Genomic DNA, 24577 nt, shown 5'->3' on the forward strand with positions numbered 1-24577 from the left:
GGTGACGGCGACTTCGTCCGAGGACGGGACCACGGCCCAGTCGGTCGCCAATCTCAACGTGACGGTGACGGGCGTTGCCGATATGCCGACGGTGACGGTCGCGAACGCGACCGGGGCGGAAGACACGGCGATCCCGCTGAACATCCAGGCGGCCTTGACCGACACGGACGGCTCGGAGAGCCTCAGCATCGTCGTCTCCGGCGTGCCGGCGGGCGCCGTGCTTTCGGCCGGCACCGACAACGGCAACGGCACCTGGACGCTGACTCCGGCGCAGTTGTCGGGCCTGACCCTCACGCCCGCGGCCAATTCGAGCGACGACTTCACCCTGACGGTGAAGGCGATCTCTTCCGAGGACGGTACGACGGCGACCGCGCAGCAGACCCTGAACGTGATGGTGACCGGCGTCGCCGACGCGCCGACGGTGACGGTCGCGAACGCGACCGGTGCGGAGGACACGGCGATCCCGCTGAACATCGCGGCGAACTTCGCCGACATGGACGGTTCGGAAACCCACACCATCACCATCGCCGGCGTGCCGGCGGGCGCGCGGCTGTCGGCGGGCACCGACAACGGCAACGGCACCTGGACTCTGACCCCGGCGCAGTTGTCGGGCCTGACCCTCACGCCCGCGGCCAATTCAAGCGACGACTTTACCCTGACGGTAAAGGCGATTTCGACCGAGGACGGGACCACGGCTCAGTCGGTCGCCAATCTCAACGTCACGGTGACTGGCGTTGCCGATACGCCGACGGTGACGGTCGCGAACGCAACCGGCGCCGAGGACACGGCGATCCCGCTGAACATCCAGGCGGCGCTCACCGATACGACGGGCGAGACGCTCAGCGTCACCATCGCCGGCGTGCCGGCGGGTGCGCGACTGTCGGCCGGCACCGACAACGGCAACGGCACGTGGACGTTGACCCCAGCGCAAGTATCGGGTTTGACTCTGACGCCGCCGGCCAACTCGGACGCCGACTTCACCCTGACAGTGACGGCGACCTCGTCCGAGGAGGGGACCACGGCGACATCGACCCAATCCTTTGCGGTGACGGTCAACGCGGTGGCGGACGCCCCGACGCTGACGGCGTCCGCGGGCGGCCCGGTCGTCGGCAGCGGCGGCACGGCGACCTACGAATTGAACCTGACCTCGGCGCTCACCGACACCGACGGGTCCGAAACCCTGAGCCTCAACATCGCCGGTCTGCCGGCGGGGGCGACCTTGTCGGCTGGTACGCATAATACCGACGGGTCGTGGACGCTGACACCCGCGCAGTTGAACGGGCTCGTCATGACGGTCAACGGTAGCGTAACCAGCAACTTCGATCTGACCATCAAGGCGACCTCGACCGAGGCGAACGGCGGCAGCACGGCCACCACCACCACGACGGTTACCGTCGAGGCGCCGACGTTCGGCGACACCATCACCGGCACGTCGTCCTCCAACATCCTGATCGGCGGTTCCGGCGCAGATACCATCACCGGCGGCACCGGCGGCGAGGACTTCCTGTTCGGCGGCGACGGTAACGATACGCTGCGCGCCAGCACCGACAGCCGCGACGACCGCCTGGTCGGCGGCGCGGGCGACGACAAGCTCTACGGCGGCGACAATTCCGGCGATCTGCTGGTCGGCGGCAGCGGCAACGACGAAGCCTGGGGCGGCGGCGGCAACGACATGTACGTCTTCCGCCAGGGCGAGGGCAACGACATCTTCCACGGCGGCGGCGGTACAGACCAGATCGTTCTGGTCGGCCCCAACGGGATCATCACCGACTTCTCGCAGGTGTCGATCACCATGACGAGCGGATCGTACTCGCGCTCGGGCAGCACCGTCACGTTCACCGGGACGGCTCCCGCCGGCTACATCACCATGGCCGACGGCAGCCGCTTGACCTTCGATGGCGTCGAAAAGCTGATGCTGCGGAGCGACGTCAGCTTCGACGACGGCTTCGAGGTCGTCTACGGCCCAACCTCGTCGGGCGGATCGATTTCGGGCGACGACGTCGACGGCAATTATTTCGGCAGCGCGGGCGACGACACCATGAAGGGCGGCGACGCCGACGACTTCATGATGGGCGGCGCCGGCAACGACAAGCTCGAAGGCAAAGACGGCGAAGATATTCTGTTCGGCGAGGCCGGCAACGACGAGATCAAAGGCGGCGATGGAAACGATTACCTCGACGGTGGCGAGGGCAACGACAAGCTGGACGGCGGAGACGGCAACGACAGGCTGCTCGGCGGCGCCGGCAACGACGAGCTCAAGGGTGGCGACGGCAACGATATTCTCGATGGTGGGGCTGGCAACGACGAGCTCAAGGGTGGCGACGGCAATGACACGCTCTACGGTGGCGACGGTAACGACTCGCTGTACGGCGACTCCGGCAACGATGCCTTGTTCGGCGGCGCCGGCAACGATTACCTGTCCGGCGGTTCGGGCAACGACATTCTGCGCGGCGGCGAGGGCAACGATACCCTCTCCGGCGGTTCGGGCGGCGATACCTTCATCTTCGATGCCAAGGCCGGCCGGGACATCATCACCGACATCAGCGGCCAGGATAAGATCGTGTTCGAAGGGCAGGAGTTCAATGCCCAGGATATGATCTTCTCCGAAAACAGCAGCGGTAACGTGGTCGTTTCGTTCCGGGGCGCGCCCGATACCTCGGTTACCTTGGACGGCGTGTCGATGCGCGATCTCAATCTCAACGACAGCAATCCCAACAACGACGGCTACTCCGTGACCCAGAGCGACGGCAAGGTCACGCTGGTGGTCAATCCCGACGATCGTTGCTGATACGAATATCCTCGTAATACGCGCCGGAGCGACTCTTCGCTCCGGCGCGTTCGTTTTTTCAAGCTCACGAATCTAATCTTGTTGGGACAGGCTCCCGGCCGGGAAAGATCGTAAATTATCCATGTTTTCCAGGCAGTTATATGATCGCCCGCGAATAATTTTCGCGCGCGAAACGATCGGTCGGCGTCGCTCGACGCTTTTCGGGCCGAGGGCAATCGGCATGCCTATATAATTTCCATGGGTTAGATGTGGCCGCGAGAGTCCTTCTTGGTTGCGGTCGAGGAGAACGGTCATGATGGTCAACATCGCCATGCCCCACGAGCCGACGGGCGCACCGGTCGCAATGCCTCCAGGCGTTTCGCTGGCGGAAGCCGAATTTGCCCAGGACGGCGCCGACCTGGTTCTCACCATGCCCGACGGCAATCAGGTGAAGCTCGAAGGTTATTTTGACCGGCCGAATCCGCCGTCGCTCGCTTCGGAGGACGGCGCGGTGGTTTCGGGGGACGTGGCCGTGGGGCTCGTCGCCGGTGCGCCAGTCGCCGAGGCGCTGGGACCGGTCGAAGGCTTGGTATTGGTCGGAACCGACGGCGCGGCCATCGGCCAGGTTCGGAATTTGAGCGGGGTTGTGTTTGCGGTTCGCCCCGACGGCACGCGCGTTTTATTGCAGGTGGGCGCGCCAGTCTTTCAAGGCGATATTCTCGAAACCGACGCGGAAGGCGCGGTCGGCGTGATCCTTGCCGACCAGACCACGTTCTCCATGGGCGAGAACGGCAAGATGGTGCTGGACGAGATGATCTACGATCCCGCCGCGCAGAAGGGCTCCGTCTCCATGTCGGTGGTCCAGGGCGTGTTCACTTTCGTCAGCGGCCAGGTCGCCAAGACCGACCCCGACGCCATGTCCCTGAAAACTCCGTATGCCACCATCGGCATCCGCGGCACCCAAGTCGGCATCGAGATCGCCGAAGGGAAGCCGATGAGCGTGGTGCTGATGGAGGAAAAGGACGGCTTCGTCGGCGAGGTGGTGATCGCCAACGCCGGCGGCGTGCGCGTGCTGAACAACGCCAGCGATTTCACGACGCTGACCAGCTTCAATCTCCAAGCCGCGCCGGTCACCACGCTGGCGGCCGCGCAGCTGGTGAGCATTTTCGCGCCGGCCCTGAAGGTCATTCCGCTCACCGGCGCCAACCAAAACGACTTCGGCTTGCAAGGGCAGATCGAACAAGGCGCCGCCGCCGCGGCCGAATTCGTGACGGCCGCCGGCCCCGCGACCCCCGCTGCTCCCGTCGCTCAACCGGTGGAAGCGAAGGAAAGCGTCATCAAGACGGTGGCCGGCGATTATGTCGCCGCGGGCGAACGCATCGCGCCGGTCGAGGTTGGTAAAGTGAAAGAAGCCGCGATTACGCCACCGTCCAGCGAACCCGTGGTCGAAACGCGGATTGAGACCGTTCCGCAGGGGACGATCAAGATCGAGCCCGTTCCGGCGGAGCCCGTCGGTGAGCCGGGCGTGATCCGGGGAACCGAGGGGCCGGACGTCCTGATCGGCGGCGCGGACGAAGACACCCTGCTGGGCGTCGGCGGCGCCGACTATCTCGAAGGCGGCGCGGGCGACGACATGCTTTCCGGCGGCGCGGGCGACGATACCCTCGTGGGCGGCGCCGGGAACGATACCGCCGTGTTCACGGGCAATTTCGCCGACTATACGTTCGTGCTCGGCGACGACGGCGTCCTGACGGTGACGGGTCCGGAAGGCACCGATACGGTTTCCGGCGTCGAATTTCTCAAGTTCGACGACCGCACGATCGCCACGTCCTCCTTGACGCCGGAAGAGCCGGCGCTCTCGATCGCCGATGCCGCGGGCGCGGAAGATACGGCAATTCCGCTCGATATTTCCGCCGTTGTCAGCGACCCGAACGAGGTTCTGACCGTGACCGTGGCCGGGGTGCCTACGGGCGCGGCGCTGTCGGCCGGGACCGACAACGGCGACGGAACGTGGACTTTGACGGCCGATCAATTGGCGGGGCTGACGCTGACGCCGCCCGCGAACTATAGCGGCACCCTGGCGCTGACGGTGACCGCGACGTCGAGCGAAAGCGGCCAAGCCGCGACCACCGCCGGGACGATCGCCGTGAACGTGACGCCGGTGGCCGATGTGCCGGTGCTGGCCGTGACCGACGCGACCGGCGCGGAAGACACCGCGATTCCGCTCAACATCCAGGCGGCGCCGACGGACGAGGATGAAACGTTGACCGTGACGGTGTCCGGGGTGCCGGCGGGCGCGACGCTGTCGGCCGGGACCGACAACGGCGACGGGACCTGGACGCTGACGGCCGATCAATTGGCGGGCCTGACGTTGACGCCGCCCGAACATTCGGCCGAGGATTTCACCCTCACCGTGACGGCGATCACGACCGAGGCGAACGGAGATACCGCGACGCGGACCGCGACGCTGGAGGTGAACGTCGTGGGAGTCGCCGACGCTCCCACCCTTTCCATGTCGGTGGGCGAAGGCGAAATCGCGGGCAATCCGGTCGGCTCGATCACCCTCAGCGTCGCCAAGGGCGGCGTGGGAAACACCGGCCAATTCGAGGTTTTCGTCGATGGCGTGTCGGTCGGGATCTTCACCACCGATGTGGCGCACGGCCGGACCGGAGGGTGGGACTCGATCACCGTCGAGGGGCTGTCCTTGGTGCCTGGGCAGAACCCGGAGGTTTCGATCCGGCCGACGTCTCCGAAATCCAACATTTACGTCGACAGCATTAGCGTCAACGGCCGCGTGCTGCAGGCCGAAACCGCCGGGTCCCTGACCCAGGGCGGCGGCGCCGTGACGGACACTTATGTGAAGCTGGCGGCGCACGGCCAGTTGAAATTCACCTTGGGCGGCGATGTCCTCGGCGGCGCCATGTCCTTCCCGGTGAACATCGAAACGGCGTTGGTCGATGCCGACGGGTCCGAAACCCTCAGCGTCGTCGTTGCCGGAGTTCCGGCCGGCGCGACGCTGTCGGCCGGGACCGACAACGGCGACGGAACCTGGACCTTGACCCCAGACCAGCTCGCAGGACTGACTCTGACGGTGCCGATGGAGGTGCAGGACAATTTCTCCCTGAGCGTGGCGGCGACCGCGACCGAGGCCGACGGCGACACCGCGACGACGACGGCGACGGCGGATGTCTTCGTACCGGCCTATGACGAAGGCGGCGGCGACGATATCGTCGGCGGCCCCGGCGCTGACCAACTTGTCGGCACGAGCGGTGACGACGTTATTTATGGCCGTGGCGGCGACGACGAGATCGAGGGCGGCCAGGGCGCCGATACGCTCTATGGCGAGAAAGGCGACGATGAGCTCATGGGCGGCCAGGGCGACGACACGCTCTACGGCGGCAAGGGCGAGGACACGCTCTATGGCGACCAAGGTGACGATACCCTGTACGGCGATTCGGGCGACGATACGCTGATCGGAGGCCAGGGCGACGACACGCTCTATGGCGGCAAGGGCGACGATACGCTCGAAGGTGGCCAGGGCGACGATGCGCTCTACGGCGGCAAGGGCGACGATACGCTCGAAGGTGGCCAGGGCGACGACGTCCTGACTGGCGGAGCGGGTCGCGATACCTTCCTCTTTGACGCCAAGGCGGGCAAGGATGTCATCACCGACATCATGGATCAGGACAAGATCGTGTTCGAAGGCAAGGAGTTCAGCGCCAGGGACATGGTCTTCTCCGAGAACGACGAGGGCGACGTGGTCATCTCGTTCGACGGCAAGCATGCGCCCGATACCGAGGTCACGCTTGAAGGCGTCAGCTTGAACGACATCAGCGACAGCTACACCGTCACCCAGTCCGGCGACCAGGTGACGGTCGTCCTCAAGATGGACGACGACAAGTCCTGACCGAGAGCTTAGCTCTAGGCCGCGAGTTCCTCGGGCTTCTCGCGGAAGTGGGCCCAGCGTTCCATGCCGCCCCGGTTCTCGAGGAAATTGATCAGGGCCGAAACCGACTTGCGGTCATAGCGCGTTTCCATCTGCCCGAGCAGGATGGAGCAACACTTCTCGAAGGTCATCGCGTCGCGATAGGCGCGCGGGCTGACCATGCCGACGAAGGCGTTGGCGACCGCCAGCATGCGGGCCGTGCGCAGGATTTCCTCGCCCTTGAGACCAAGCGGCCCCTTGCCGTCCCAGGTTTCGCCCATCTGCCGGATGGTTTCGACCACCGGCCCCTCGAAAATCACGCCATCGAGCAGGTCGGCGGCGATCAGATGGCTTGAGAAGAGCATCTTCTTCTCTTCGGCGCTGAGATTGGCGGTCTTGGTCAGCACGTCGGGCGGGATGAAGATCTTGCCGAGGTTCATCAGGCTGCCGGCGGTGTCGGCGGTCTTCATTTCCAGATCGTCGGCGCCCATTTCCTTGGCGATGCACTTGACCACTTCCGACACGCGGATCGAATGATTGGCTGAAAACGGATCGCGCCGGTCGACGACGCTGACCAGGGTGTCGATCAGCGAACGCAGCATTTTCTCGTTCTTCCGGCGCTCGCGAGTCAATTCCGATATGTCGTCGAGTATCATCAGAATACCGGGCGGGTAATCGCGGTCGCCGCGCAGGGGGACGTGGACGGACTTGATGACCTGAATCTCCGGTTCGCCGTCCTCCGGGCTATTCTCGGCCTCGAAGTAGTGGATGTGCTCCTGGCGTTCGAATTCGCGCAAGACCGATTTATTGATTTCGGCGAAGGCTTGCGCCTTGATCGGCCCGATCACCTGGGCCATGGTCTTGCCCATCATATCCTGGATCGGGATGCCCGCTTCGCGCGCGGCGGGCTCGTTGGCAAAGGTGTACTTGGTCTCGCCGTCGACCGCGACGATGACGGTCGGCTGGCTGTTGGTGACCAGGCGCATGAATTTGGACATATTCTGGAACCGCTCGGCGGCGATGCGGAAATTTTCCGCCGCCTCCAGCGCGCGCAAGCTGCTGCCGTGGCGCCAGACCGCAAAAATAGTCGCCGAAATGACGCCGAGGAACAACAGGAACACGGTCAATATCGTGGTCAGACGCGTGTCGGTCGCCGACAGGGCCTCGTCGCGCGAAACCTTGCGGATCAGGACCCATGGCGTATTAGCGATAGCGCGGGACACGACCAGCGCCTCGGCACCGGCGTAGTCGCGCTTGATGGCGAAACCACCGGGTTTTTCCAGCACCCAGGCGCCGTCGAGAGAAGGTGTATCGAGGGTCAGCGCCTTTTTCAGCGGCGGCGTGCCGTCGGCGAGCGGGGTGATGTACTGAACCGTCGGTCCTTCCTTGCGCACGAGGTAAGTCTCGCCGGTTTTTTCGGTCGCTCCCGGTTGTTTCAAACGGTCGAACAGGTCGTTGCCGAGCAGCCGGATGCCGATCACCGCTCCGATGCCCTTGGTGCCCGTATCTTGGATGCCAAAAATGGGCAAGGCGAAGCCCACGGCGGGCTGCGCGCTGGCGCCAAGATACACGTCGATCAAGGTCGGCTGGCCTTCGAGCGCCTTGGCGACGGCAACGCGCATGGCGGGCGACATGGGGGGCATGCCCGGCGAGCTGGAAATCGGGGCGCCGTTGGCATCCACCAATCCGATACCGGCGATGCCCGCGCGTTCGACATTGGCGGCGATTTCGCCGACCGCGGGCGGCGGCTTGAAGCCGGTTCGCTCGGCGGTCGCGATCAGCAGGTTGCGCAGGTATTGGGCTTGCGCCGCGGCTTCGGCGACGGCCGCCGTGCCCTTGGCTTGGGCCTCGACCAATTCGGTGACGTAAAGCTGGACCGAGGCGTTTTCCGCAACCTCGCGCAAATAGGTAAAATTCTGCTCTATCCAGTCATTGACGGCGGCGGCGCGGCTGTCGGCGACGATGGAGAGCCGCACCTGCCATTCCTGCAAGGAGCGCTCGCGCTCGTCGCCCACGAACTTGAACGTGAAAACGACGGCCCCCACGATCAACAGCAGAATCGCGCCGATGAAAGCGACGACGATCTTGTTGACGGGGCGCTTGGCGGATGGCGCGGCTGCGGCGGCCGCCGGGTCCGGATTGTCTTCGCTCATCGTCTTTCGGAAAAACCCATATTTTCCAGCATCCTAAGGTATCGTCGGCGGGAGGCAAGCGATTTAGCTATCCCGCTTGTGACAAGGGGTTAGGAGAGGGACGCCTTGCCTCTTCCCCGCGAAATGCCAGAATCGCAAGAATCCCAGCGTGTTCCTCATTGAACATGGCGGCAATGAATAAAAAATCGGGCTGGTGGACACACGGTGTCTTTGCTGGCGCGCTCGCCTTTGCGATCGTTTGGCCTGTGGTCCCGGTTTTCGCCCAGGCGTCGACGGTCGACCCGGCCGGCCAATTGCAACCGAGTTATTTCGGCACGCGCGAATTGCGGGGATCGAACCTGGATGCCTTCAAGCAATGGAAGGGAGCGCTCGACCGCTTCGCCAAGGAAAGCGCCGAAAAGCTCGAAGGCAGCTGCGAGGAAAAGCGCTTCAACGCCTGCAATTACCTCAAGCTCAAGCAGTTTCTCGATAGCCTTCGCGGCAAGGACCGCATGAGTCAGGTCGTCGCGGTCAACGCGCTGATCAACAAAGCCAAGTATGTTTCCGACGATTCGAACTGGAGCCAGCGGGATATGTGGAATTCGCCCGGCGAATTCATGGCGCGGTTCGGCGATTGCGAGGATTACGCCATCGCCAAGTACGTTGCCTTGAAAATGCTCGGCTTTTCGATGGACGAAAAGCGCGTGGTCGCGGTCAAGGATCTTAATCTAAAAGTCGGCCATGCGATCCTGGTCGTATTCGTCGACGGCAAGGCCTGGGTGCTCGACAACCAGATTCCGCAGGTGATCGAGGCGGCCAAAATCCGCCATTACGACCCGGTATTCTCGATCAACGAGAAATACTGGTGGCGCCATATGCGTTGAGGTTGCAACGCAACCCCGGCCCAAGTTTAGGTGTCGTCGCGCCGATCTCTGCCTGACCGGCGGGCGCCCTTGCGCCGATCGGCGTTCGACCGGCGGTCTTTTCCGGCGTAGGCGGTTTGCCCCCTGCGTCGCTCGTTTTTTTCCGAGGTGCTGGCGCGACGGTCGGAGCCGGTTCGGCGCGAGGAGGAGCGTGCCTTGGGCGCGGACTTGGACATGGACGTTTTATCCTTTGTTGTTTGAGCCGAGAACGAATGTAATAAAGTTCGGACCATTCCGCCATCGCTCCGAAAACAAAATACATGGCGGTTTCGGAAATGGATTGTACAGTCCCGCCGGCCGGCCGCGCGCCGGAATACGCCCATGACCGATATCGAAACCGAAGTCCGCCGGCGCCGCACGTTCGCCATCATCGCCCACCCCGACGCCGGCAAAACGACCTTGACCGAGAAGCTGCTGCTGTTTGGCGGCGCGATCCAGCTTGCGGGCGAGGTCAAGGCCAAGGGCGAACGGCGACGGGCCCGATCCGACTGGATGAAAGTCGAACGCGAACGCGGTATTTCGGTCGCAACGTCGGTAATGACCTTCGATTTCCAAGGGCACACCTTCAACCTGCTCGATACGCCCGGCCACGAGGACTTCAGCGAGGACACCTACCGCACTCTGACGGCGGTCGATTCGGCGATCATGGTTCTCGACGCGGCCAAGGGCATCGAGGCCCAGACCCGCAAGTTGTTCGAGGTCTGCCGTCTGCGTGACATCCCGATCGTGACCTTCGTCAACAAGATGGACCGGGAAGGCCGGCATCCGTTCGAATTGATGGACGAGATCGAGAAGACGCTGGCCCTCGACGTCACGCCGGCCTCATGGCCGATCGGCATGGGCCGGTCGTTTCTCGGCTGCTATGACCTTAGGCGCGATCGTCTGGCCCTGATTGCCAAAAGCAAAGCCGGCGCGCTGCCCGCGGCGGGCGAGATTTGTCACGGCCTCGACGATCCCAGGCTCGAATCGCTGTTGCCGGCCGATGCCCTGGCGACGCTCAGGGAGGAAGCGGCTATGGCGCGCGGTGCCTCACCGCCGTTCAACTTGACGGCCTATCGCGAAGGCCATTTGACCCCGGTATTCTTCGGCAGCGCCATCAACACCTTCGGCGTGCGCGAATTGCTGGAGAGCTTGGCCGAGATCGCGCCGTCGCCCCGGCCCCAGGCAGCGGTGGAGCGCGCGATCGAGCCGACCGAGCCCAAGGTCAGCGGTTTCGTCTTCAAGATCCAGGCCAACATGGACCCCAAGCATCGCGACCGCACCGCCTTCGTCCGGCTCGCGTCAGGTCGTTTCCGGCGGGGCATGAAGCTTTATCATGTCCGCTCCGACAAACAGATGATCATCCATAACCCACTCATGTTTCTCGCCCAGGATCGGGAGCGGGTCGACGACGCTTGGCCCGGCGATATCATCGGCATACCCAACTATGGAGGGCTTAGGATCGGCGACGCGCTGACCGAAGGGGAGGCGCTGCATTTTACCGGTATACCGAGTTTCGCGCCGGAACTGCTGCAAAAAGTCCGGCCCGAGGACCCGCTCAAGGCCAAGCACCTCGACCGCGCGTTGCGCCAACTGGCCGAAGAAGGAGCGGCCCGGGTTTTCAAGCCCGCCTTTGGCGTCGATTGGATCGTCGGCGTGGTCGGACCGCTGCAGTTCGAAATTCTCGCCGACCGGGTGCGGACCGAGTACGAAATCGCGGTCCGGTTCGAGCCGACCGAATTGCTGACCGCGCGCTGGCTGCGGGCGCCGGACGCAGGCGTGCTCAAGCGCTTCGGCGACGCTAACCGCGCCAGCATGGCCGAAGATCACGACGGCGACCCGGTATTTCTCGCCCGCAACGCGTGGCATCTGGAGCGGGCGGCGAAAGACTGGCCGGAGATCGGGTTCCTCAAGACCCGCGAACAGGCGCATTGATCCATGTGGTATCACCCCAGGCCCGATCTTTCGCTCAAGCCCGCGCTCGAGGAATTGTCCCGCCGGGACGCCGACATCGCGCGGGCTTACGCCGTCTGCGGTTTGCCGGAAACGCGCAACCGCAAGCCGGGCTTTTCCGGTCTGGTGCGGATCGTGGTCGGCCAGCAGGTCTCCGCCGGCGCGGCCCGCGCCATCGCCGAACGCCTGGATGCGGCCGTTGCGCCGATCACGCCCGCGGCGATGCTCAAGGCGACGGACGCGCGTCTGCGCAAGGCGGGCCTGAGCCGCGCCAAGATCGCTTATCTCAAGGGCTTGGCGCGCGCGGTCGAGGACGGCGCGCTCGACCTCGACGCCATAGCCCGCCAGGACGACGACGAGGCAATGGCGAATCTCCGCGCCCACAAGGGGATCGGGCGATGGAGCGCGGAATTGTACCTATTATTTTCCTTGCGCCGGCCCGACGTGTGGCCGGCGGGCGATTTGGCGGTGCGGGCGGCGGTCAAACGGCTCAAGAAGCTTCGCGCCGTGCCCGATGAAAACCGCATGGACCGCATCGCCGAGCCGTGGCGGCCCTATCGCAGCGCGGCCGCGCTGTTCCTATGGCATTACTATCGCCATCCCGGTGTTACGTTTTGATACACACCGGGCGGATTTTTTCATTATGTTTTGCCCCGACTTGGACAAGGAGAGTTCGATGCTGAAGGCAATCAACTTTGCGGCGGCTGTTCTGATCGTCTTCGCCGCGGACACCGTCGTGGCGCAGGGCGTCGGTCCTTACGCCGGTGAGCAACCGCCGGTGATCAAAGCACTGTCGGCCGAGGAAACCCGGGATCTCTTGGAGGGTCGGGGAATGGGTTTGGCCAAGGCGGCCGAACTCAACCGCCATCCTGGCCCGATGCACGTTCTCGAGCTTGCCGGATCGCTTGGTTTGTCCGAGGCCGAGAAGGAGACGGTGAACCGGGTATTCGAGGCTATGCGCGTCGAAGCACGCGCCCTGGGGCGGGATATCGTTGCGGTCGAGAGCGAACTCGATCGCCTGTTCGCGCGGGGTTCGGCCGATCCGGCGGCGGTCGGCGAAATGACAGCGAAGATCGCCGCGTTGCAGGGACGGCTCCGCGCGGTGCACCTTAACGCGCATCTCGCCATCCGGCCGATGCTGGCATCCGAAACAATTGCCCGCTACGACGCGCTGCGCGGCTACGCGGATAATACCGGTGGCGGGCGCGTTCCCGACACGCAATCGCATAGGCACTAGCCTATTCTTCGCTGAATGTCCCCGGGCGCGGCACGATTCCGGTGCCGCCGCAGATACGGCACATGACCGATTGATCGGGGCGGTACTTGTCGGGCTCGCGTCGGAAGTCGCCGCTCCGCTGCGCCGTCACCATGCCGGTGCCGGCGCAGGAGGGGCAGTTCCGGAACTTGGCAAGCGGCTCGTCGTTAGCCGGCCGGGGCGGTTCGGCAGGCATGTCAGGCGGGCGCGGCGGGCGGCGGCGCGGGCGGACGGGGCAGCGCCACGTTAGCCTCGTGCAAGGCCTTGAGGAACGCGGCATTAACCGCGTGCCGGGCCGTGAAATAGCCGCTCGCCGGAACCCAGTAGCGAATGCCGAGCACGACGCCCGTCGGCGTGAAATCGTGCACGCCGATCTGCGGCGAAGGTTCGCGGGCGACATCGGGAAAGTCGGCGATCGCACGCTTGAGCGCCGCCACTGCCTTGTCCGCCTCGGCGGAAATCGAAATGGGAATCGTCATTTCCACGATCCGGCGCACGCCGAAACTGGTGATCACCTCGCCGACGATTTCCTTGTTGGGGATGGTGATGACTTCGCCGTCCTCGCCGCGCAGGGTGGTGCTGGCGAGGGTCACCTTTTCGACGATGCCGCTCACGCCCTTGACGGTGATGACGTCGCCGACCGTAAACGCCCGGCCCATGATGATGGAAAGCCCGGCGCCGTAGTTGGACAACGGTCCCTGCAGCGCGATGGTGGCGCCGAACGCGGACGCGCTGGCCAGCGCGATCAGGGGCGCGATGCTGATGCCGAAATTGCCGAGGGTAATGACGACGACCAGGCCGATGGTGACAAATCGGGTCGCGGTGCCGAGCAACTGGGCCAGCGGCACGTCGATTTTGCGCCGCATCGCCAGGTCCGTCGTCCTAAGGCCGATCCAATTGGCGAGCTTGAGGCCGATGAACAGGACGACCAGAGCGCCGATCGCCTGGAAGCCGTAGGCGACCACGAACTTGACGACGACGTCGAACAGCTTGCCGACGGATTCGATGGATTCGTCCATTTCGGATCCCCAGATTCGCGAAGGTCAGCCGGCCGGCATGCCGCGAGCAAGGGCGCCGGGCCTGGCCGCGTCGCGCGGATATTTCGTCATCGGCCGAAGAGCGAGGGAGGGGATCATTCGAGTGGCATCTTTCTCTTCCGAAGGTAGCAAAAACCTGATCTGAAGAGAAGATAAGGGCGTTTCGACCGGCTTTGCTTCCCCATGCGCGGCGTTGCTATAAAGAAAGACGGGCGGAGAACATCGATGAAGCATCGGCTGCGTTACGGCGACTTGCTCAGCCACATTCGTCTCGGACAGCGCGTGTTCAGCTACAACGACGTGGCACGCGCCGAACCGACGGGCCGCCGGCGCTACCGCCTGCGCAAGGTCGATTATTACCGTCTGCTGGCCCCGTATTTCGGGTCGCGCGCGCGCGAACAGGTGATGAACGTTCTGCCGGTCGTGGCGGCGTTGGCGCTGTTCCAGGTTTTTCTGCTTCGAACTCCGCTCGAGGGCGCGACGGCCATCGGCGTCGGCATCGCCACCATCGTCTTCGGCCTGCTGTTTTTTTTGGACGGCCTCAAGCTCGGCCTGATGCCGCTCGCCGAAAACATCGGCTACGGTCTACCGTCCCGATGTTCGACGGGAACGATGCTCGCCGTTTCCTTCGTGCTTGGGGCGCTGACGACGTTTGCCGAGCCAGCCATCGGCGCGCTGCAGGCGGCGGGAACCCTGATCAAGCGAAGCGAAGCACCACTGCTGCACAGCCTGCTCAACGACCATCCCTTCGCGGTCGTCAGCGCGGTCGCGATCGGGGTCGGCGCGGCGGTGGTGCTGGCCAACATCCGCTTCCTCTATGGGGTGCGGCTGAAGACCCTGGTTATTCTGACGTTGATCCCGGCATTGGGGTTGACGGCCTATCTGGCCAACGACCCCTTGCACGCGCCGGTGCTCGGTCTCGCGTGGGATTGCGGCGTAATCACCACCGGGCCGGTGACCGTGCCGCTGATGCTTGCGATCGGCATCGGGCTTTCCGCCGCTGCGGGAAATGAGGACAACCCCTTGTCGGTTTTCGGAATCGTGACCCTGGCGTCGCTGTTTCCGGCCATTGCGGTCATGACGCTCGGGTTGGTCGTGACGGGCGATAGCTCTTCCGACGCGGCCGCCGCGCCTGTCGCCCCTTCCGTCTGGATCGACGACCCAACTCTCGCGGCGGTATTCGGCGCGGTGAGGGCGGTATTGCCGCTGGTTTTGTTTCTTTTCGTGCTGCAACGCTTCGTAATCCGCTCGCCGTTGAGCGACCGGACCCGGATTATCTACGGCATGGCTGCGGCGTTGCTCGGAATGATATTGTTCAACCTCGGGCTGGTCTTCGGCCTTTCGCCGCTCGGGTCCCAGGCAGGCGAAAATCTCCCGATGGCGTTCGTCGCCACCGAAGGTGTCGCCGAGGCGCTATATCCCTACGCCATCGGCTTGGCCATCGTTCTCGTCTTCGCGTTCCTGATCGGATTCGGAGCGACACTCGCGGAGCCGGCGCTGAACGCCATGGGCCTGACGGTGGAAACGCTGACCGACGGGGCCTTTCCTCGCCGTCTGCTGATCCGAGTGGTGGCGCTCGGCGTTGCCGTCGGGATGACCGTGGGCGTAACCAAGATCCTGTTTCATGTGCCCCTGGCGGTGCTGCTGCTGCCGGCTTATGCGGTTGCCCTCGCGCTGACGGTGTTCAGCAGTGAGGAATACGTCAATCTGGCGTGGGACAGCGCCGGCGTCACCACCGGCCCGGTGACCGTGCCGCTGGTATTGGCGTTCGGTCTCGGCGTCGGCGAGGCGGTCGGCGCGCCCGAGGGGTTCGGGGTACTGGCGATGGCGGCGGTCGGGCCGATCATCTCGGTCCTAATCACCGGCAAATGGATCGATTGGATGGTGCGGCGCAAGATCGCAGTCGACGTCGCCAAGGAGGCCGGGCGGGCATGAGCAAGGACATCATCGTTTTGACCGATGCGGCTCTTCTCACCTGCATCGTCCAGCGCGGCGCGGGAGAAGTGGTGGTGAACGCGGCCATGCAGGCCGGAGCCCAGGGCGCGACGTCGTTTTTCGCCCGAGGCACCGGCGTTCGCCAGCGGCACCTCGGAGTGCTCGGGATCACCATTAACGACGAGAAGGAGGTCGTCTATATCGTCGTGCCGAGCGATCAGGCCGACTATATCTTCGAGAAAATCTATTTCGCGGCCAAGCTGGATACGCCCGGCATGGGGATCATGTATATGTTCGAGCTGGAAAAAATGGCGACTTACATCCCTCCGGAAATCATCGCCAAGATGGAAGAATCGTGAGCGACGAAATGCCCGCCGGAAAGGGCTCTTTCGCCGTGCGCGGGTTGAGCGCGCCGCGATTGATCACCTGCATCGTGCGAAGCGGAAAAGGGCAGGTTGTTGCGGAGCATCTTCGCCGCGCGCTTGGCGTCGATAGCGTCATGTTCCACCACGCGCGCGGATTGGGTATCGGAACCAATCGCCAATCGGGATTTCATGAAGAGCGCGAAGTCGTCGAGGCTTTGGTTCCCGCCGAAAGCGCGGATGCGACGTTCGCGGAAATCTATCATTTCGCCGAACTCAACCGTCCCCATAACGGGCTGATTTTCATGACCCGGTGCCGGCGCGGTATCCCGATCGAATTGCCCGAACTGCCGGACGAGGAATGACAGGGCTTGGGGTGCGTGGCGCGCTACGCCACGCTGCCGTAGCTGGAATCGATCGCGCCCGGCGGCACTTTCAAGCCGGCAAGCCGACAACCTTGCGCCACCGGCCCCCTTGGCATGATGGCGTAAAGGAATTTCAAGCCGCCTTTGTAATGAAACTTCTCCTCTAGCGCGTCGTGCAACTTGAGAAGGTTGATCGGGGTGTTTTCGCCTTGACGGGCGAAAAACTCCTGCAGCGCGCAGATCAACTCCAGATGCGTTTCCTCGAATTCCAAGTTTTCCTCGCGCGCCGTGTCGCGCGCCGAGGACAGCGACCATCCCGGCGGGGCGTAGCGGAACATCTTGTTGACGCTTTCTTCTTCTTGCGTGCCGATGATCGCGTCCAATAATTCGCTCATGACGGCCTCCTTTAGGTACATCCGTTTTGGGGGAATCATACCGGCGGATGCTTGCGACGAGAAGCGAGGATCGCAAGTGCCGGATCGGCCGGGATTTTTTCGAGTGGTTTGTCGAGAATGGTGCCGGGTGCAGGACTTGAACCCGCGACCTTCGGTTTACAAAACCGCTGCTCTACCAACTGAGCTAACCCGGCCCGGCGCGCCATCGGCCCACGTAGGCGCATCGGCGTTTTTGAAAATACTACTTTTTGCTTTCCGGCGACAGGGTTCCGCCGCACGGCCATCCGGTCAATTTTCGCGAAACAGGCGCGCCAGCGTGTCGATGTGATCGCGGAGCGCCCGGTTGCGGGCCTTGTCCAGCACGGGATCGGGGCCGGGCCGCCAGTCCGCCGATTCACGGGCGAGGGCTTCGGCGAACAGCCAACGGTGCGGAAAACTTTGGCCGGCGAGCTTGTAGACCGCGTGTATTTGACCCGCGGTCAGCCGGGCGTATTCCTTCGGACCGAGGCGCAGCGGTTGAACCTTTACGGGATCGAGACGCGCGGCTTCGATCAACTGGGCGATGTCGCGCCGGGCCAACGCACTGGACGCGACATCCGATTCCAACTGCGCGGACGAATAAAAGGATTGGCCGTTGAGACGGTCGAGCACCGCACGCGGCAAGCCGGCGTGGGCCAAGCGCTCGATGGCCGCGGGGGTGAATTGGTAGCGCGCGGAATCGTAGACCACCTGATTGAAGACGTTCTGCAGAACGAACAGGCCGACGAAACAGGCGATTCCGGCGAGAGCCGGCGTCATCGCCCAGCCGACCCCGATCCGTCCGAGCATCCCCCAGCGAATATGATGGCGGCCCTTGACCATGGCGACTCCGAGCACGGCGCCGACGATCACTTCGGAACTCGAAATCGGAACCAGCGGAATGGTCGGCAGTCCGACATGGGCGAGCAGACGCTCCAGTCCCTCGGACGCGAACAGGAACAGCACGAGCGAATGCGCCATCACCACCACCCAGGCGGAAACGGGGGAAAGGGTATAGAGGCCCTGGCCGATGGTGTGGACGACCTTCGCCGAATACGTATAGACCCCGACGGCGATGGCGATACCGCCCAGCAAAAACAATTGTTGCGCCGGAGAGACGGTGAACAGCCCCGCCACCTGGAATTCGACAAACGGCGAAGCGGGAATAAAAACGCCGACGACGTTGGCGATATTGTTGGCGCCGAGGCTGTAGGCTCCGAACGCGCCGGCGAGGATCAGGCCAAGCCGGGTGTAGGCGTCGAGGAAGAGCATGTGGGGCTTGACGATGCGTAGCAGCCGCGCAGTGAGATAAAACAGAGCAATCGCGAACACGGCCGCGAGGATCGGTCCCAAAATCCAGCCGATCATGATTTTTATGAGCGAATCGATGTCGGTCCAGGTCGCGCTGAAGACGTTCCAGCCGACGATGGCCCCGACGATGGCGTGGGTGGTCGATACCGGCAAGGCGGCGCGGGTCATGATCCAGACGGCAATCGCGGCCGCGAGCGCGACCATGAAGGCGCCCGCCAGGGTATTGACGGGCCCCAACTTGCCGATGGTTTCCGACGTACCGCCGCCGCTGAACACGGCGCCGAGAATGACGAATACGCTGCAAATGGCGGCGGCGGTCGAAAACCGGATCATCCGCGTTCCGACGGCCGTGCCGAAGATATTGCCAAGATGATTGGCGCCGAGCGCCCAGCCGAGGAAGAGCCCGCTGGTCAGGAAAATGATGACGACGATATCCATGGATCGAGATGACGCCGAGCCCTAGACCGTCCGCTTGATGGTGTAGATGGCAAGCCGGTCGGCGACATCCTCCGCCTGGTCGGCGATATTATCCACGGATTCGACGAACGAGCGCAGGTGCACCTTATTGGGCAGCGGCAACTTCGAGCCGAAGATCGCGCGCTTCAGCTTGGTGCTGAGCTTGTCGGCTTCTTTTTCGTAGAACATGACCTTGTGATTGTGGTCGGGGACCGCCTCGATGTTGCGGAAGAACGCGCGCGCGGCCTTGACCAGTTCGTCGACCGACAACACCACCCGGTCGGTCAGTTCGATGAAATCGACCCGATACTCTTCGGGAACATCGGGCGTTTCGATGGAAAATCCCCAAAGCGCGCCTTCCATCAGGTTGAGAACGGAATCCATGGTTTCGAGCAGGCCGAGAACGTCGCCGCGCGATTCCGGGATCAGGGTTTGCGAGTAAAGCTTCGTTTCGATCGAGCGCCGGAGCGTATCGGCGGTGTTTTCGAGCGAATTGACGTGATAGAGCTTTTCCTCGAACTCGGCGGTCGGGCCGTGATTCATGTAGATCTGCACGCCGAGACGAAAGGCGAGGCCGCCTTCGGAAATCTTGTTGAGAAACTCGTCGATCTCGTTTTCCAGTTCCCGGGTGCGGCGAAAGAGGGCGAAATCCTTGGTTGCGGGCATTTGAACGCGTCCTTTTTTTGCAGATTGGACCATTGTCGCGAGGGTCGCAACGTTTCACCGTGCATTGCGGGTTTATTGCCACGCGCGCCTCACTTGGCCACGCCTACAGACGAATCGTGCCTGGGCCCGCCGAAATTGCCGGGCAAGCCGTTCGGTGTAGTGGGTTTCTCGAAAAATCTCGAAGAGATATCTACTGTCGATCCATGGTTTTGATTTAATTTACACATTAATAAATAATAATATTAGAAAAACGTATTATTATTGAAAGATAAGCGTGATATTGCGAGTGTTTATATAATCACTTGTTAATTTTAGAGCATTTCCTTACAAGGTTCAGGGAGACGCGACCTCCAAAAATACAATACGGGGGCGATAAAGGGGATGGCTCAAGTCGCTTCGTTCATCGTGCGTTAAGACTGCGGCCGGATGTTCCGGCCGCGGGGTTGGCGTTTGCGTTTGGCGGCACGTTGAGGATGGTCTCGGCGGCGCTGGCGGATCGAACTCGGTACGCAATCAAAAGCGGGGGTATTCACATGGTTTATACGCGCAAGAGCCCGGCCTTGCTGATCATCGGCTTGGTCCTGCTCGCCTATTGGTTCGCCGTCAACGGCGGTTACATGGACGGGGTGCTGAAGTACCTCAACACCACGCGGATCAAGCCAGAGATGATTCAGCTCAGCTTGATCTTCGGGCTGATCGGCACCGGCGTCGGCCTTTGGCACCTGTTTGGCACTCATACGGAAGGGGACCTCGACTACTATTCCTCGACCATCGCCGGCGGGATGTTCATCCTCGGCGTGGCGATGATCGTGAAGTGGTATCTCGATCCCGCCGTGGCCAAAATCAGCCGCGAAATCGGGCCGGTCATCCCCGGCAAGCGCTTCATCCACGACGTGTTCGGACTGAATTACATCGTGCTCGGCATCGTCGCCGGCATGATCATCGTCAACGTGTTCAAGATCCCCGGTTGGGCGGAGAACGGGGTGCGCCTCTCGCGCCTCGGCCTCAAGACCGGGGTCATCCTGCTCGGTGCGCTCTACAGCCTGGGCGAATTGGTCGCGCTCGGCAAACTTTCGGTCGTGCTGATCGGATTCTTCGTCCTCGGTTCGGTTTGGCTGGTGCTGTGGATGGGCGCGCGGCGCACCATTCCCAATTCCATGGGCGGGGTCCTTTCCGCCGGCGTCGGCGTGTGCGGCGTTTCGGCGGCGGTGGCCTCGGCGCCGGTGGTCAAGGCGCGATCCGAAGACGTCGCCTACACCATCGGCACCATCCTGATCTGGGGCGTGGGCTGCATGTTTATCTTTCCGACCATCGGCCATCTGCTCGGCATGGGCTACGTCCAGTTCGGGGCCTGGGCCGGCACCGGCATCCTCAACTCGGCCCAGGTGGCGGGCGCCGCGCTCGCCTTCCAGCCGACCGGCATCGAAACCCTGAAGGTCGCCGAGATCTTCAACATCACCCGCGTGCTGTTCCTGCCGATCATCGTGCTGTGGCTCGCCGTCTGGTACGTGCGGCGTGAAAGTGCGGCCGGCGTCGCGGTGCAGCAAGTCGACACCAGCCGGGTTATCTTCGAGAAATTTCCGCTCTTCGTGCTCGGCTTCATCCTGATGTTCGCGCTGTCCTCGACCGGCATCTTCGCGCCGGCGCAGCATTCCGGGGGGCGTTACTTCGACAACGCCAAGACCAAACTCCTGGAAGCCAAGGATTTGGGTACGCTCAGCGCCGAAGCCGGCAAGCTCCAGCGCGAAGACCAGAAGCAGGCCCTGGCGCGCTTGATCGAGACAAAGAAGACCCAGAGCATCGACCATGACACCGTGCTGCGCGGTATCGTCAACTCCGGCGTGCTGTCGCGCGAAGCCAACACAATCCTAACCCGGATGCACAACGCCGTGTACCACACGTCGAAGAAGGTCGCGGCTTTCCGCGATTGGCTGATCTGGCTGTTTGCTTTCGGCCTCACGGGCCTCGGCATGCAGATCACCATCGCGGCCATGAAACAGGCCGGCGGCCAGCCGTTGGTCATCGGCGGCGTGGTCGGCACGGTCAAGGCCGTCGGCTCGCTGATCGTGATCCTGCTGTTCGTTCGCGAAACCATCTGAGGGGGAGGAAACCGTCATGACCGACCCGAAAAGCCAGAATATCGACGTCCAGACCACCGAGAGCGGCTTCAAGTATCATCGCGGCTCGGCGCTCACCATCTTCAAGAGCGACCGGCACGAGGACTTCATGGCGCTGGTCTTCGCGGCGACTATCGCGTTCGGCATCTATTTCTTCATCAACTGACCGGAACGCGCTAGCATCGGCCCGGCGGGCGCGGCGAGCGTCCGCCGGGTCTTTTTTCGTATGGATATCGACATGCAGGCGCGGAGAATCCTGCTCGCCAGCCACGGCACGCCCGGCGCCAGGGCCGCCGAGACGGCCGCATTCGCGCTTTCGGCGCCGGACGGGCAAATCCATCATCTGGTCGTGGTGCCGGATTTTTGGAAAGGCATGCTCGGCGACGATTGGCTCAACAACGCCGCCGTGCACGTCCGTTTCGGCCGTTACATCGAAGGGCAACTCGAGCGCGAAATCGTCGCGCACGCGGAAACGGTCGCGGCGGAAGCGAAGCGGCGCGGATTCGGCTACCATTGCGAACTCAGTTTCGGCAAGCCGGCGGAATGTCTGCTGGCGGCGGCGGATCGCGACGGATTCGATCTGGTGGTGATCGGCTCGCCCCGGCCGAAGGGCGTGCCCGGCCTGCGCTCGCGCCTGGAATTGGACGTTCTGGCGAAGGGTTTGACGGTGCCGCTCTGGATCGAACCACATCCGGGCCGGAACCGGGGTGGAAGTCAATGACGACGGAAAATCCCGGAATTTTGTCATCCCTCAAGGATTCGAATTCGGCGGACGAAGACCGGCGCGACCAGGCTTGGGTGCGCGTCAAGACGGAGCTTTCGCCGGAGGAATTGCTCGCGTTCGTGCAGGAGGATCCGGAGCGTTTGCTCAGGATCAATTCCATGTACGAATTTCTCGAATGGCGCGGCGCGGGGCGGGATTCGTTCGTGTTCCGCATCCGCAATCTCGCCAACGGACGGATTGTCGAAACGACGGCGGGCGTGGAACGTTTGCCCGACGGATTGATCGTTCGTTACGGCGGCGGCCTCAAGGCCTCGACTTCGTTCCATGTCGTGCCGTCGGCGAACGGTCAGGCCGAATTGCTGATCACCGACGACTATTCGCGCGTTTCCGAGGCGGAACGCGCGGCGCGCACCGCCGAGGTGGACAATAGTCTCAATTGGTGGGGCCAGGATTTCTACCGTTACTTCCGCTACCTGCGGCGCTGGTCGTGGGTGCCCGGTTGGCGCTGGTACATGGAGCGGGTGTGGAAGCGGATGAAGCCGATGGGGCGGCGGGTCGTCTACATTTTCTACGTGGTGACGGTGGTGGAGATTGTCGCCGTCATTTTGGCGGTGATTTTGTTCGGGCTCGGCTGGGACGAATACTTCCGTCACCTTTGATCCTTGCGTGCCGGACGCGGCCCGAACGCCTCGTAAAGGGCGACCGCCGCCGCCGAAGCGAGATTGAGACTTTCCCAACCCTCGGCCATCGGGATGCGGGCAAGAAAATCGCACGAATCCCGGGTCAGGCGGCGCAGGCCTTCGCCCTCCGAGCCGAGCACGAGGGCGATCTTTCCGGTGAGGTCGGTTTCGCGCAGCGCCGTATCGGCGCGGGCATCGAGGCCGACGCACCAGAATCCGGCGTCCTTGAGCAACCCCAGCGCGCGGGCGAGGTTGACGGTTCGGACCAAGGCGACCTGTTCCAGCGCGCCCGACGCGGCCTTGGCCAGCGCCCCGCCGGCGGGCGGGGCGTGCCGGTCTTGCATGATGACTGCGTCCGCCGCAAAGGCGGCGGACGCGCGCAATACGGCACCGACGTTGCGCGGGTCGGTCGCCTGGTCGAGCACCACCACCCGCGCTTGGGGCCGGTCGGCGGCGCGCCGGCAAATGTCCTCAACCGCCAATTCGGGCAGCAGGTCGGCCTGAAGGGCGAATCCTTGATGGGCGGCGCCGTCGCCGACCAGACGGTCGATTTCCGCCCGGCCCCGGATTTCCGGGGCCGGGCGGGGCGAATTATGCCCAGCGGCATTAGCTGCCTGGTCGATTTCGGCGCGATATTGGGCGAACGATTCCGGGGTCACCACCAACCTTCGGACCTTCCGGTTGGGATTGGCGAGCGCCGCCAGAACCGCATGCCGGCCGTGGAGCCAACCCTCTCCCGCAGGCCGGGAATGGCGGAAAATATCGCCTTCCGGGCGCCGGTCCCGAGGGGCTGGGCGGCCCTTGTCCCGGCTCCGAAAGGCCGGGCGACGTCCTTTTTTGTTACTGATTGGAGACATTATTTTGCCTTTTATGTCACCTATTGGTATAACAATGCCCCGGCCATTCGGCCAAAACCCGCGAAAAAACAACGATAAACGTGTGGCCAGCCTTGCGCACCAAGGACGAATGATTTAGCATGCCGCCAAATCAGGTGTCTGCATGCCGTTTTCCGCGCCGGGCTCCTTTCGGCAGCGGGAGATAGCGAGTGGACGCTTGATTTTTGTTTGCATGTTGACACGGCTGCCTGACCTGCTTATTGCGGGCGTCCCTTGGATTTCGGGAACGCCGAGTTCCAGCCACGATGGAGGGGTGCCCGAGCGGCTAAAGGGGACGGACTGTAAATCCGTTGGCGTACGCCTACGTTGGTTCGAATCCAACCCCCTCCACCATTCGGAAGCCGAATCGGCGGGCTCGAGGTGGAAAGCCGGGTGGGAAACGGAAGATCGCGCGGGTGTAGCTCAATGGTAGAGCAGAAGCCTTCCAAGCTTACGACGAGGGTTCGATTCCCTTCACCCGCTCCAGTTGCCTGAGCCGGACCCGGGTCCGGAAAACGAAAGCCAAGAACGCGGCCGGAACCGCCGGTCGCCCAACCAAGTCCAGAACGAGAGAACAGCCATGGCGAAAGAGAAATTTGCGCGAACGAAGCCGCACTGCAACGTGGGGACGATTGGGCACGTGGATCACGGCAAGACGTCGTTGACGGCGGCGATCACGAAGGTGCTGGCGAAGAAGGGGAT

General features: G+C 63.3%; 20 protein-coding genes and 3 tRNA genes. 15 read left to right on the plus strand and 8 right to left on the minus strand.

Annotation, left to right across the window (positions count from 1 at the left end):
• A partial coding sequence (locus FJ311_10760; protein ID MBM3951924.1) for a hypothetical protein occupies positions 1-2788 on the plus strand: 2788 nt, incomplete at its 5' end.
• A 292-nt stretch (positions 2789-3080) separates the two neighbouring features.
• Positions 3081-6674, plus strand: coding sequence for a hypothetical protein (locus tag FJ311_10765; protein MBM3951925.1), 3594 nt, complete (start codon positions 3081-3083; stop codon positions 6672-6674).
• Between the two features lie 14 nt (positions 6675-6688).
• Here FJ311_10765 and FJ311_10770 read toward each other — a convergent pair whose 3' ends face one another.
• Positions 6689-8845: a PAS domain S-box protein gene (locus FJ311_10770; GenBank protein ID MBM3951926.1), complete on the minus strand. Its 2157-nt coding sequence runs from the start codon at positions 8843-8845 to the stop codon at positions 6689-6691.
• On the opposite strand from FJ311_10770, the gene FJ311_10775 reads away from it, so the two are divergent.
• The 4 genes from FJ311_10775 to FJ311_10790 all read left to right on the plus strand — a co-directional run bounded on the left by FJ311_10775 (position 8800) and on the right by FJ311_10790 (position 12916).
• Entirely contained in the window at positions 8800-9708 is a 909-nt protein-coding gene (locus tag FJ311_10775; GenBank protein ID MBM3951927.1) for a hypothetical protein, read from the plus strand. The two genes, FJ311_10770 and FJ311_10775, sit on opposite strands and share 46 nt — an antisense overlap.
• Positions 9709-10068: 360 nt before the next feature.
• Positions 10069-11661: a peptide chain release factor 3 gene (locus FJ311_10780; GenBank protein MBM3951928.1), complete on the plus strand. Its 1593-nt coding sequence runs from the start codon at positions 10069-10071 to the stop codon at positions 11659-11661.
• A 3-nt stretch (positions 11662-11664) separates the two neighbouring features.
• Entirely contained in the window at positions 11665-12297 is a 633-nt protein-coding gene (locus tag FJ311_10785; protein ID MBM3951929.1) for a DNA-3-methyladenine glycosylase 2 family protein, read from the plus strand.
• Positions 12194-12916: a periplasmic heavy metal sensor gene (locus tag FJ311_10790; protein ID MBM3951930.1), complete on the plus strand. Its 723-nt coding sequence runs from the start codon at positions 12194-12196 to the stop codon at positions 12914-12916. The genes FJ311_10785 and FJ311_10790 overlap by 104 nt, the downstream gene beginning before the upstream one ends.
• A gap of 1 nt (position 12917) precedes the next feature.
• Here FJ311_10790 and FJ311_10795 read toward each other — a convergent pair whose 3' ends face one another.
• Entirely contained in the window at positions 12918-13130 is a 213-nt protein-coding gene (locus FJ311_10795) for a hypothetical protein (protein MBM3951931.1), read from the minus strand.
• Position 13131: 1 nt separating this feature from the next.
• On the minus strand, positions 13132-13953 hold the full coding sequence (locus FJ311_10800; protein MBM3951932.1) for a mechanosensitive ion channel: 822 nt from the start codon (positions 13951-13953) through the stop codon (positions 13132-13134).
• A 201-nt stretch (positions 13954-14154) separates the two neighbouring features.
• Here FJ311_10800 and FJ311_10805 point away from each other — a divergent pair, with 201 nt between their 5' ends.
• Genes FJ311_10805 through FJ311_10815 form a run of 3 tightly spaced genes read left to right on the plus strand, consistent with a single transcriptional unit; the run spans position 14155 to position 16633 of the window.
• Positions 14155-15906 (plus strand): DUF1538 domain-containing protein, encoded by a 1752-nt coding sequence (locus FJ311_10805; protein ID MBM3951933.1) that lies wholly within the window; start codon positions 14155-14157, stop codon positions 15904-15906.
• Positions 15903-16265 (plus strand): P-II family nitrogen regulator, encoded by a 363-nt coding sequence (locus FJ311_10810; protein MBM3951934.1) that lies wholly within the window; start codon positions 15903-15905, stop codon positions 16263-16265. The genes FJ311_10805 and FJ311_10810 overlap by 4 nt, the downstream gene beginning before the upstream one ends.
• Positions 16262-16633, plus strand: a complete 372-nt coding sequence (locus FJ311_10815) for a hypothetical protein (GenBank protein ID MBM3951935.1) — start codon at positions 16262-16264, stop codon at positions 16631-16633. Before FJ311_10810 ends, FJ311_10815 begins: the two co-directional genes overlap by 4 nt.
• Positions 16634-16656: 23 nt before the next feature.
• Here the strand turns inward: FJ311_10815 and FJ311_10820 are convergent, their stop codons facing one another.
• The 4 genes from FJ311_10820 to FJ311_10835 all read right to left on the minus strand — a co-directional run bounded on the left by FJ311_10820 (position 16657) and on the right by FJ311_10835 (position 19512).
• Positions 16657-16971, minus strand: coding sequence for a sulfite reductase (locus FJ311_10820; GenBank protein ID MBM3951936.1), 315 nt, complete (start codon positions 16969-16971; stop codon positions 16657-16659).
• Between the two features lie 175 nt (positions 16972-17146).
• Positions 17147-17222, minus strand: a tRNA-Thr gene (locus FJ311_10825).
• Positions 17223-17316: 94 nt separating this feature from the next.
• Positions 17317-18795 carry an inorganic phosphate transporter gene (locus FJ311_10830; protein ID MBM3951937.1) on the minus strand — a complete coding sequence of 493 codons (1479 nt, stop codon included), beginning with the start codon at positions 18793-18795 and terminating at the stop codon, positions 17317-17319.
• Positions 18796-18816: 21 nt separating this feature from the next.
• Positions 18817-19512 carry a DUF47 family protein gene (locus FJ311_10835; GenBank protein ID MBM3951938.1) on the minus strand — a complete coding sequence of 232 codons (696 nt, stop codon included), beginning with the start codon at positions 19510-19512 and terminating at the stop codon, positions 18817-18819.
• 440 nt (positions 19513-19952) lie between these two features.
• Here FJ311_10835 and FJ311_10840 point away from each other — a divergent pair, with 440 nt between their 5' ends.
• The 3 genes from FJ311_10840 to FJ311_10850 all read left to right on the plus strand — a co-directional run bounded on the left by FJ311_10840 (position 19953) and on the right by FJ311_10850 (position 22979).
• The gene (locus FJ311_10840) at positions 19953-21578 is read left to right on the plus strand and encodes a putative sulfate exporter family transporter (protein ID MBM3951939.1); all 1626 of its coding nucleotides are present in this window, start codon (positions 19953-19955) and stop codon (positions 21576-21578) included.
• Positions 21579-21822: 244 nt separating this feature from the next.
• Complete coding sequence (locus FJ311_10845) at positions 21823-22317, plus strand: universal stress protein (protein ID MBM3951940.1); 495 nt, start codon at positions 21823-21825, stop codon at positions 22315-22317.
• Positions 22314-22979, plus strand: a complete 666-nt coding sequence (locus FJ311_10850) for a hypothetical protein (protein MBM3951941.1) — start codon at positions 22314-22316, stop codon at positions 22977-22979. The genes FJ311_10845 and FJ311_10850 overlap by 4 nt, the downstream gene beginning before the upstream one ends.
• Here FJ311_10850 and FJ311_10855 read toward each other — a convergent pair.
• Positions 22970-23857, minus strand: a complete 888-nt coding sequence (locus tag FJ311_10855) for an RNA methyltransferase (protein MBM3951942.1) — start codon at positions 23855-23857, stop codon at positions 22970-22972. The genes FJ311_10850 and FJ311_10855 overlap by 10 nt on opposite strands.
• A gap of 286 nt (positions 23858-24143) precedes the next feature.
• On the opposite strand from FJ311_10855, the gene FJ311_10860 reads away from it, so the two are divergent.
• The 3 genes from FJ311_10860 to tuf all read left to right on the plus strand — a co-directional run.
• Positions 24144-24229: transfer RNA gene (locus FJ311_10860), tRNA-Tyr, on the plus strand.
• 58 nt (positions 24230-24287) lie between these two features.
• A tRNA-Gly gene (locus tag FJ311_10865) sits at positions 24288-24361 on the plus strand.
• Between the two features lie 94 nt (positions 24362-24455).
• A partial coding sequence (gene tuf, locus FJ311_10870; GenBank protein MBM3951943.1) for an elongation factor Tu occupies positions 24456-24577 on the plus strand: 122 nt, incomplete at its 3' end.

This window comes from Rhodospirillales bacterium (genome assembly GCA_016872535.1).
In the GTDB taxonomy this organism is placed as follows: Bacteria; Pseudomonadota; Alphaproteobacteria; order Rhodospirillales; family 2-12-FULL-67-15; genus 2-12-FULL-67-15.